General features: G+C 57.3%; 8 protein-coding genes and 1 pseudogene. 8 read left to right on the forward strand and 1 reads right to left on the reverse strand.

Annotated features, from left to right (window positions below; genetic code table 11):
- Positions 1-83: 83 nt before the first annotated feature.
- From AC0L3X_RS45995 to AC0L3X_RS46015, 5 genes and pseudogenes are all read left to right on the forward strand, one after another.
- Positions 84-389, forward strand: a pseudogene (locus AC0L3X_RS45995) (tyrosine-type recombinase/integrase); the annotation flags it as partial.
- Between the two features lie 122 nt (positions 390-511).
- Positions 512-724, forward strand: coding sequence for a helix-turn-helix domain-containing protein (locus AC0L3X_RS46000; protein ID WP_283017938.1), 213 nt, complete (start codon positions 512-514; stop codon positions 722-724).
- A 12-nt stretch (positions 725-736) separates the two neighbouring features.
- Complete coding sequence (locus AC0L3X_RS46005; protein ID WP_283017937.1) at positions 737-994, forward strand: hypothetical protein; 258 nt, start codon at positions 737-739, stop codon at positions 992-994.
- Positions 995-1,699: 705 nt separating this feature from the next.
- Complete coding sequence (locus AC0L3X_RS46010; RefSeq protein ID WP_473317529.1) at positions 1,700-2,041, forward strand: hypothetical protein; 342 nt, start codon at positions 1,700-1,702, stop codon at positions 2,039-2,041.
- 65 nt (positions 2,042-2,106) lie between these two features.
- Positions 2,107-2,394 (forward strand): hypothetical protein, encoded by a 288-nt coding sequence (locus tag AC0L3X_RS46015; protein ID WP_283017935.1) that lies wholly within the window; start codon positions 2,107-2,109, stop codon positions 2,392-2,394.
- A 356-nt stretch (positions 2,395-2,750) separates the two neighbouring features.
- Here the strand turns inward: AC0L3X_RS46015 and AC0L3X_RS46020 are convergent, their stop codons facing one another.
- Positions 2,751-3,791 (reverse strand): hypothetical protein, encoded by a 1,041-nt coding sequence (locus AC0L3X_RS46020; protein ID WP_473317530.1) that lies wholly within the window; start codon positions 3,789-3,791, stop codon positions 2,751-2,753.
- A gap of 475 nt (positions 3,792-4,266) precedes the next feature.
- Here AC0L3X_RS46020 and AC0L3X_RS46025 point away from each other — a divergent pair, with 475 nt between their 5' ends.
- The 3 genes from AC0L3X_RS46025 (at position 4,267) to AC0L3X_RS46035 (ending at position 7,281) form a co-directional block, all read left to right on the forward strand.
- Positions 4,267-5,307, forward strand: a complete 1,041-nt coding sequence (locus tag AC0L3X_RS46025; RefSeq protein ID WP_473317531.1) for a PGN_0703 family putative restriction endonuclease — start codon at positions 4,267-4,269, stop codon at positions 5,305-5,307.
- 644 nt (positions 5,308-5,951) lie between these two features.
- Positions 5,952-6,209 (forward strand): hypothetical protein, encoded by a 258-nt coding sequence (locus AC0L3X_RS46030; RefSeq protein ID WP_473317532.1) that lies wholly within the window; start codon positions 5,952-5,954, stop codon positions 6,207-6,209.
- Between the two features lie 472 nt (positions 6,210-6,681).
- Positions 6,682-7,281 (forward strand): DUF6557 family protein, encoded by a 600-nt coding sequence (locus tag AC0L3X_RS46035; protein WP_473317533.1) that lies wholly within the window; start codon positions 6,682-6,684, stop codon positions 7,279-7,281.
- Positions 7,282-7,729: the final 448 nt, after the last annotated feature.

Here is a 7,729-nt window from a genome sequence, read left to right on the forward strand (position 1 = left end):
CAGACCAACCTATAGGGGGTCAATTTTGGACGCCGATCCCCCGGCTTAGGGGGTCAATATTGCAGGCCGAATGACAGGAAATCCGCACCAGCGACTTCGTCTTTCCTGGAGGAGTCAAGGAACGGCCGCTCAGCTCGATGGCCTTCTTGATGCTGTTGCGACGCCTGGAGCGCCACGACATCACGGCCCATGGTTTTCGCTCGACCTTCCGCGACTGGGCAGCAGAGCGAACCGACTTCCCGAGCGAAGTCGTCGAGATGGCGCTTGCCCACACCATCGGCAACAAGGTCGAGGCCGCCTATAGGCGCGGCGATCTATTCGAGAAGCGCCGTCAGCTTGCGGAAGCATGGGCCGCGTTCTGCACTGGATCGACTGCCAATAACGGCTGATCTTCGCCACGCGAAACTCTTGGCCGCTCGTGCACAAGGTAGTGCGTATGTGTTCGCCTCCGTCCGTCGTGAATCCACATCCGCCGAAAGCCCAGAGCTTTCGGCCAAGCTCGGAGCAGTACATGTCTAAACCACTGGAAACACCCCGAGGCGCAATGTCGGTCACCGACTTCGCCAAATGGGCGGGCATCGGACGAACCACCGCATGGAAGGAAATTAGAGATGGGCATCTTTGTGCGGTCAAGGTCTGCGCCCGAACCATCATTCGCCTGGCTGATGCCGAACATTGGCTTGCAACCCGTCCGCAAACCTCACCTACGCGACAACAACAGTGAGGAGTGATTGCGATGAATAAATTGAACCGATACGAGCGCCTGTTTCGGCCAACCGACACCGAAGATTTGCGTGCGCAAATTCGCGCGATCGTCGATCGCAGCCCTAACGTTGATCGCTTGACTGACTTTCAGTTGAAGATCGGGAACGTCAACTACTATCCGGGCAAGGGCACAATTACGATTGACCCCCACCATCGCCATCCCGAGAAGGGGCTTGATGCGCTGTTCGAAGTTCTCGAACTTCAGAAAGCAGTTACGAAAACGCTCTAACAACAGGGCCTTTTTGGGATTGCAGCCGGCTTGACAAGGGATTATTTTAAAGAGGAGCCTTCCTGACCTGATCAAGTCGTTCGTTGTCTCACGTTTCCTAACGAACATCAGTCCATCGTACATTCACCTGACGATCGTCCAATAATCGTCACACACCCATATCTCTCCCGTCTTCTCCCACAGGCGATGAAATTTTTGCCCGGCCCGCGCGAAAGGCCGGGCATTTTTTTGCCGGCGCCGGCAGCGATCCGCAGCGGAATGTTTATCGCGCGCGGGGCAGGCCTTCACCACTCCGCTCCTTCGTCCGAGCAAAACTGACGACCATCGGTCTGTGCAAACCCGGGCCATCTTCTGGTCTGCAGCGATCGAAGGGGCGTTTTCACGTCGCGTCGGGTGGCGGCCAGCGCCCTCGGTGAGGCAAAAAAATGCCAGTACATTTTGGCCTCCCTGCCTACCGGTAAGCAATTGATGTTGAGTGTTAATTCCCCTGAGGAATAGCCCGAGCTTCCAAACCTGACCCGTTGTGCTTCCAAAAAGCCATTTTGGAAGCACAACGGGTCATAGCCGGATTCATCACCTGCCTCACCCGCAATTGCCGGCTCTCATACCTCATGATGTCGTGTGGGCAAGTAGCGTTCGTCGGCATGAACTGGGACCAGGCGTCCCATCCTCCTCGACACCTACGACAAGCGCATCGTCACTTGGTTGTCGCCCTATCTCGAAAAGCAGGGCTACCCGGCCTCGTTCGAATTCAAGGGCACCATCATCTTCGTGTCGAACCGCCCCCTGTCGAAAATCCCGCAGGCCATCCAGTCGCGGAGCCTGATCCTGAACCTAGACATGACCAACGCGGAACTCTGCGACCACGTCCGCTCCATCGCCCACGCCATGCTGCCGTCCCTGACCGTCCAACAGCGCATCGACCTGATCGACTTCATCCACCTGCACGCCGACACCTTCAAGGATTTGTCCATCCGCACCTTCATCAAGGGTGCAACGCTGATGGCCAAGCCCAACTGGAAGAACCTCATCCGCTTCGCGTTGTGAGACGAAACTAGCGGCCCATTCCCCACTATGGCAGAATGGGCTGCATTTCTGTTTCGGAGACTCCCATGCGCCTTCTTTTCCTTAGTTTCTTGCTTCCCCTGCTCGCATTGGCTCCGGCGTCCGGCCGAATGCCTGCCAAGCCGGACCCGCTCGTCCTCCTCGCCCGCCACGCCGACGAGCAATGCCGAGGCACTTCCGGTTCAGAGGAGGCGACCAATCTGCGCTGCTCTTTCCGTGACCAAGTCTTCGAGACGCTCGAAGCGAGCGGCTACTGCTTCGGCAAAAAGGGCCAGATCGGCGCCGACATGGCGTGGCACCGTTGCGGCCCGACCTCTATCCGAGCCGGAGACTAGCCAACACTATATCAAACTGTGCTTCCAAACTTGTAGTTCTCACTACGCCCCGGTGTCAAAACCGGGGCTTCTTTTTGCCAGAACTGACGGCACGGGGCCGCCGACAAAACTCACCGGACGCCACGGCTGCGGCTCTGACGGCCTATTGCCGGGCTTTCGAGACGGCGGATTTAGGCCGCCTCAAGAGCCTTCATCTGTTGCACTAATCAGATCTCCCCGCGTCCAGAACCGGAGTTCGCTATGTCTGATTTCTTACGCCAAGAGCTGGGCGCGAGCGAGCCGCATGCCGGCTCTGTGAGGACGAAGGTCGGGGCCTCGTTACTCGCCCCGACTTAGGCTACACCGACAACCCCGCTTCATATTTGCAGGGTCGTAATCAACTCCTGATAGTTTTTCTGCCGGCGCTCGTATTCGACACGCTGCCGCCACTCCGACATCTCGTTACCGGAATAGAATTCATCAAACAGGCATGCGTCCCACCGCGACACGTAGCGATCGTTGCGCCGAGCGCCGACGTGCATATTACGAGAAACGCCCGTCAGATGCTTCAAGGGGATGGGCGGGCTTTCACGGATCCGCCACGGCTTAATGACCTCCCGCGCCCACGCTTCATGGATGCCCGTCTCACTATCGCGCCAGTAGATTTTTGAATCGCGCCGGAGTTGTTTGCTCAGATACCGGAACCACGTCCAAGCCACCCCGACGCGGCCGCGTTCGGTTTTCCCGCGGTTAGGACGTAAACAAAACGCCTCCTTAGGAAAAGGCTTGCCGACTACATGCGTCAAAGCCTCCCGAGACCACGCCTCGAAACGCTTGCAGGCCCCATCTGGTAGATAAAGCAAGATATGGGAGTGAAAACCCCGCCCAAAGTCGTTTTCATGCACCCACACATAGCGAAGCTTGCGCCCAACACGCATATTTGCCACACGCCGTTGCCGGGGCTTCGTACCAACCTTACACCAGTGTAGCGCCTTCTCAAGATAATCATGCAGGATCTTATCGCCCTCGGCTTCGCTCAGTCCCATCATGGACCACATGATGATGACGTGGCTATTCATCACGACGCCATCCTTCCACATCGCGTAGGACATCGCGTCGTAAACTTTCTGTACTTCGGGTGCGGTCAGATACGCGGGCCGTAGGGGCTTAGGAGAAGTGCTCTTCTTCGTCACTGACTTAGACCGAGCCTCGGCCGGCGCCGTTGCCCAAGCCGCACGAACATCTTCTGCAGTGACGGTCGTGATGGACCAAGAGCCATCATCGACCCGAGCAGGGTCTTCATCGGTCAGCGCGGAATCCTGTGTCGCCGCAGGAGCGGCCACCTGCGCTGCAGAAAAATCCGGAGCCCGGATTTCGGTGATCGCCCATGGATCGTCATCGAGCAGATCGCACTTCATGATTTTCCTCTCATCTAACTTCGTGGCTCCAGAGACAGACGGTGCCGGTCTCTCCGCCTCTATATTCAAGTTAGGGGGTATGGAAATTGCGGGTAAAACGACAAATGCGTCACATTGCCGCATGCAGCAAAAAATAACAATATATTCAAAAGCTTGCATCGGTCTTTTTGGGACTGGCTACGGCATAATTTGGAACGACTAGCTTTATATAGACCTATACCCCACTGGGGTATGCACGGTTTAGGTATTATAATACCTTAGCAACTCTTTATCTCCAGGAACTGCGATCAAGCCAAAGGGGCTGCAAACGCTCCCCTTCGAGCGCGAAAAGGGGCCGCCGGGGCTGCCGCCCGTTTGCCTCAAGCGCGATATCGACCGTTCCCGATCGAAAGCCGATCCGGCTGACAAGCATCCATCCGTCTGCGCGCCATCCTCGCCGCGAGATTCCTCATCCCATCGACAAGGCCTGATTTACATGCCGACGTTACCTCTTGCCTTTTCCAATGCAGCGCCCCTTCCACGCATCCCGTTCGTCCCAGACGGCCTCCTTCGCCACCATCACGTCTACTTCCAGCTCGACCCGCGTTTCCGCCGTGCCGCGCGCTTGCTGCAAGCCCTGTGGCTGAAGGATCACGGTATCCCGACCGGTCATCACGTTCGTGGCGATGGCGACCACGCCGTCACTACGCCACTTCATTCGCGGCTCAGTTCGGACGCGGCAAGCGCCGGGCTCAATTTCCTGTCCCCCGACATCCACGTCCTCGCTCGCCGCGAACTGCTCATGCGCGAGGAAGGCTCCGCCATCGACGAGGATCGGCTGCTCGGCAACGCCCTCAGCTCCATGCCGCTGACATTCAACCTGTTCGGACCCATGGCCCTCGATCTCAACCTCGCCACCGCCGTCCTGCGGCAACTGCTGCCGGGCTTCGTCCATCAGGTGACGGGGTTTACCTTCGAACACTCACCGGGGCGCCGTGAACAACGGTTCCTCAACGACGGTACCGCCTTCGACCTCGCTATCCACGTCATCACCTCCGATGGCGAAGACGGGACTATCTTCGTCGAAGTTAAGTACTCAGAAGATATGGCGGGACCCGCCGCCAGGCTCCGGGATCGTTACGACAAAGCTTCCCGCTCTGTCGGTCTCTTCGTCGACCCGGACAGCCCGATGCTCCGTTCGCTGGCGTTGGAACAGCTTTGGCGTGAGCACATGTTGGCACAACTGACCGTCGACCAAGGCCTTACTCCACGGGCGATGTTCACTGCCATTGGCCCTCGTCTCAATCGCCGGGTCATGGCCGCCTTTCGTGTTTACGCAAATGAACTGATTGATGCCGACCACCGAGGCGCCAACCGTGTCCCCTTCCAGGCCTTTACACTGGAAAGCTTCATCGGTGCCCTTGCCGGGGCCGGTGCCGACGGCCCCGCCCGCGACTTGTGGCATCGCTACGCCGACTTCGAGCGCATCTATGACCTTTGCCTAAGTTCGATCATTCCCACCGAGACTCATCCATAGCCGGCGATTTTTAAGAACTTGCAGTGCGCGACACCAGTCAAGCATCCAGATCTCTGGCTTCGACCAGCAAACCAGTGGGATTTCTCGTTGCCCCCCTCACATGGTCCGCGCCGAGCTTCGTGACGATCCTTCACGCGAGCCTCGAACATCTCTTCAAGCTGATTTACCTGACTCTAGCGAGGATGCACCTGATCGGACTCACCTTGTCACATATCGCGGGCACGCCCAACGCCGAGCTGACCAGGATTCTCTTTCGGGGATCGCCACGGACGGGTCTGGATGCTTCATCGGCACGCGTCCGGCTGGCTTGAAACGAGTGCGGGTTCCGACGAAGTCGCCCAGGCGCACCGATATTAACCCTCGGCGGGCCAACGACCGGCTCGAACCCGTCGAGATCCTGCCGGACGCGAACGAGCCGCTGCCCGAAAAACGATCTATGAACAACCTCAGCGTTGCTTTTTTGCGAAAGCCGTGGCGGCTACCTATGTAGTGGAAACACCACCTCGCTGCACCAGCCCAAATAAATTCTTTCGAGAAGCGCGACGACAACCTATCTTATCTATTACCACGAGAGGCCGGGCGGGACCGGCGCGACAGAACTATATGCCCGCGCAATTCCATGCATTGTGAAAGATCATCGCACCATGTCTGAGCCTGCCGACGTACTCCGCGCCCTTGAGTTCTTCGAGTCACGCGGCGAGCGCTACCCGCACCGCCTCGCCCTGTCCCTGTCCAAAGACCCCTTTCAGTCCGGCTTGTGCGATCGCCTTGAAGAAGCTGGCGTCAAATATGCGCGAGTGCCCGTTAAGACCTATAACACCGTCTACTATCTGTTTAGGGATATGAAAGGGCTCAATCTGATGATGGAGCTCGCGGAATCGCGGGGCAACCATATTCACTAAAGCGCACTCCACGGTGGCCCGTCATGGATCAACGAGACAGCACCACCCGCAAACTTAGGCAGCTTGTTTGGCTAACGGCGTTCAACCTCGCACTGACAGTGGCGGTCTTCGTGCTGGTATTTCAGCGATACTAGGGAGGGAGTCTCCGTGTTCGAAGAAATGCCCGAGCCCGAGCGCGTAAGAGCTTTCGTCTCTTTAACAAAAAATACGAACACCGAATCCTCTTACCCTTGTCCAAGGACACGTTCGGTTTGGAAGCTCACCTTAAAGGCAACACCGCCGATTTCGCGCGTGTGCCATTTCAATCCATCGACGCCGCCTACTATTTGTTGAACAACTTGGAAGCGGTGAAGCGGCTTTTGGACTTCCTGCCACCGGGTTTGGATTTGGGCGGGTACCGCGAGCCTCGGAGGGGGCGTCTTCAATAGAGCATGGCCGCTAGCGCGCCGTTCCGGATAGCGTGCGAGGAGTATTGACAGCCGCGCACCTTCTTTACAGGCTCATCATCTATTTGCCGCTTGAGGGACAAGATGACCAGCCCACTGACAAAGCTTCTCCCAAGAATCACGTTTGGCCCGCATCGAGAGAGAGTGGTGACGTGATAACGGTTGGAGAACTGTTCCACAGCCACAACCTCAATCGAGATGCCGTCATTGATACGATCGAGCGCATCAACCCCGACCTCAAAACCCCGCATTGCAGGCACAACCACCAGCGGGCTTGGGCCGCAATCCAGGCGATACGGAACACAACTGCCACCGATATTGTTTGTGAGTTGAGCGTTTTCATATCAATCGTCCACGAGCCGAACAAAGCGTTCCTCTCCGTTCTCGGTCGCCCACCGGGCAGCGACGAGCGAGAAAGCAAAGAACGCGACGACCTCGCATTCACGCCATGGTCCGAATGGATGTCTATGCAGGTCGACGTTCTTCCCGAATGCGGAAATCCACCCCAAATCGAAATCCTAGCTTACATACTTCGCGAGATGACAAGCTACGGCTACTCTGAAGATGAGATCGAGAGAGTAATAGCCGATCTTCAAGCGTCAAACGTGCCGCCTACGAAGCATTAGATGTGCAGCGCGCAGCAAGGACAGAGATGGCTTCGTAAAGTCGGACATCCAGATCAAGTCACCGCCCGCAAGCGACCGCGGCGTGATCCGCTACCACCGGTATGATCGCGAGACCGACTCCTTCGTCGACGTCGAACCCGACAGTCCTGGATTCGATACGAAGTGAGATGACCCCCTTCGCAACTGGTGGTTCGGGTTCATATGGGTGCACCCATGCTGCTTGGAAGTCATGGTCGACGAATCGATCACGCAAACACTGCTTTGTTTCAGAGACACATCAATTGCTGCATAATTGTCTATGGTTGTCGCTTCATGCCTGGCGCCGACAATCAGCTCTCGTTTCGCATCACCACTCTGAGGGACAGCCACTTGGCGGATTCAAACGGTCGTCGCAACACTCGGAGGTTGGAGGTTGCGATGAACGTTGTAAGGCGCCGATCGGCGCGGT

Source organism: Bradyrhizobium sp. MI1.7, assembly GCF_055811795.1.

What these genes read in the sequence shown, in the direction of transcription:
- AC0L3X_RS46000 (WP_283017938.1), top strand. Translation starts at nt 512, where the DNA reads ATGTCTAAACCACTGGAAACACCCCGAGGCGCAATGTCGGTCACCGAC.
- AC0L3X_RS46005 (WP_283017937.1), top strand. Translation starts at nt 737, where the DNA reads ATGAATAAATTGAACCGATACGAGCGCCTGTTTCGGCCAACCGACACC.
- AC0L3X_RS46015 (WP_283017935.1), top strand. Translation starts at nt 2,107, where the DNA reads ATGCGCCTTCTTTTCCTTAGTTTCTTGCTTCCCCTGCTCGCATTGGCT.
- AC0L3X_RS46020 (WP_473317530.1), bottom strand. Translation starts at nt 3,791, where the DNA reads ATGAAGTGCGATCTGCTCGATGACGATCCATGGGCGATCACCGAAATC.
- AC0L3X_RS46025 (WP_473317531.1), top strand. Translation starts at nt 4,267, where the DNA reads ATGCCGACGTTACCTCTTGCCTTTTCCAATGCAGCGCCCCTTCCACGC.
- AC0L3X_RS46030 (WP_473317532.1), top strand. Translation starts at nt 5,952, where the DNA reads ATGTCTGAGCCTGCCGACGTACTCCGCGCCCTTGAGTTCTTCGAGTCA.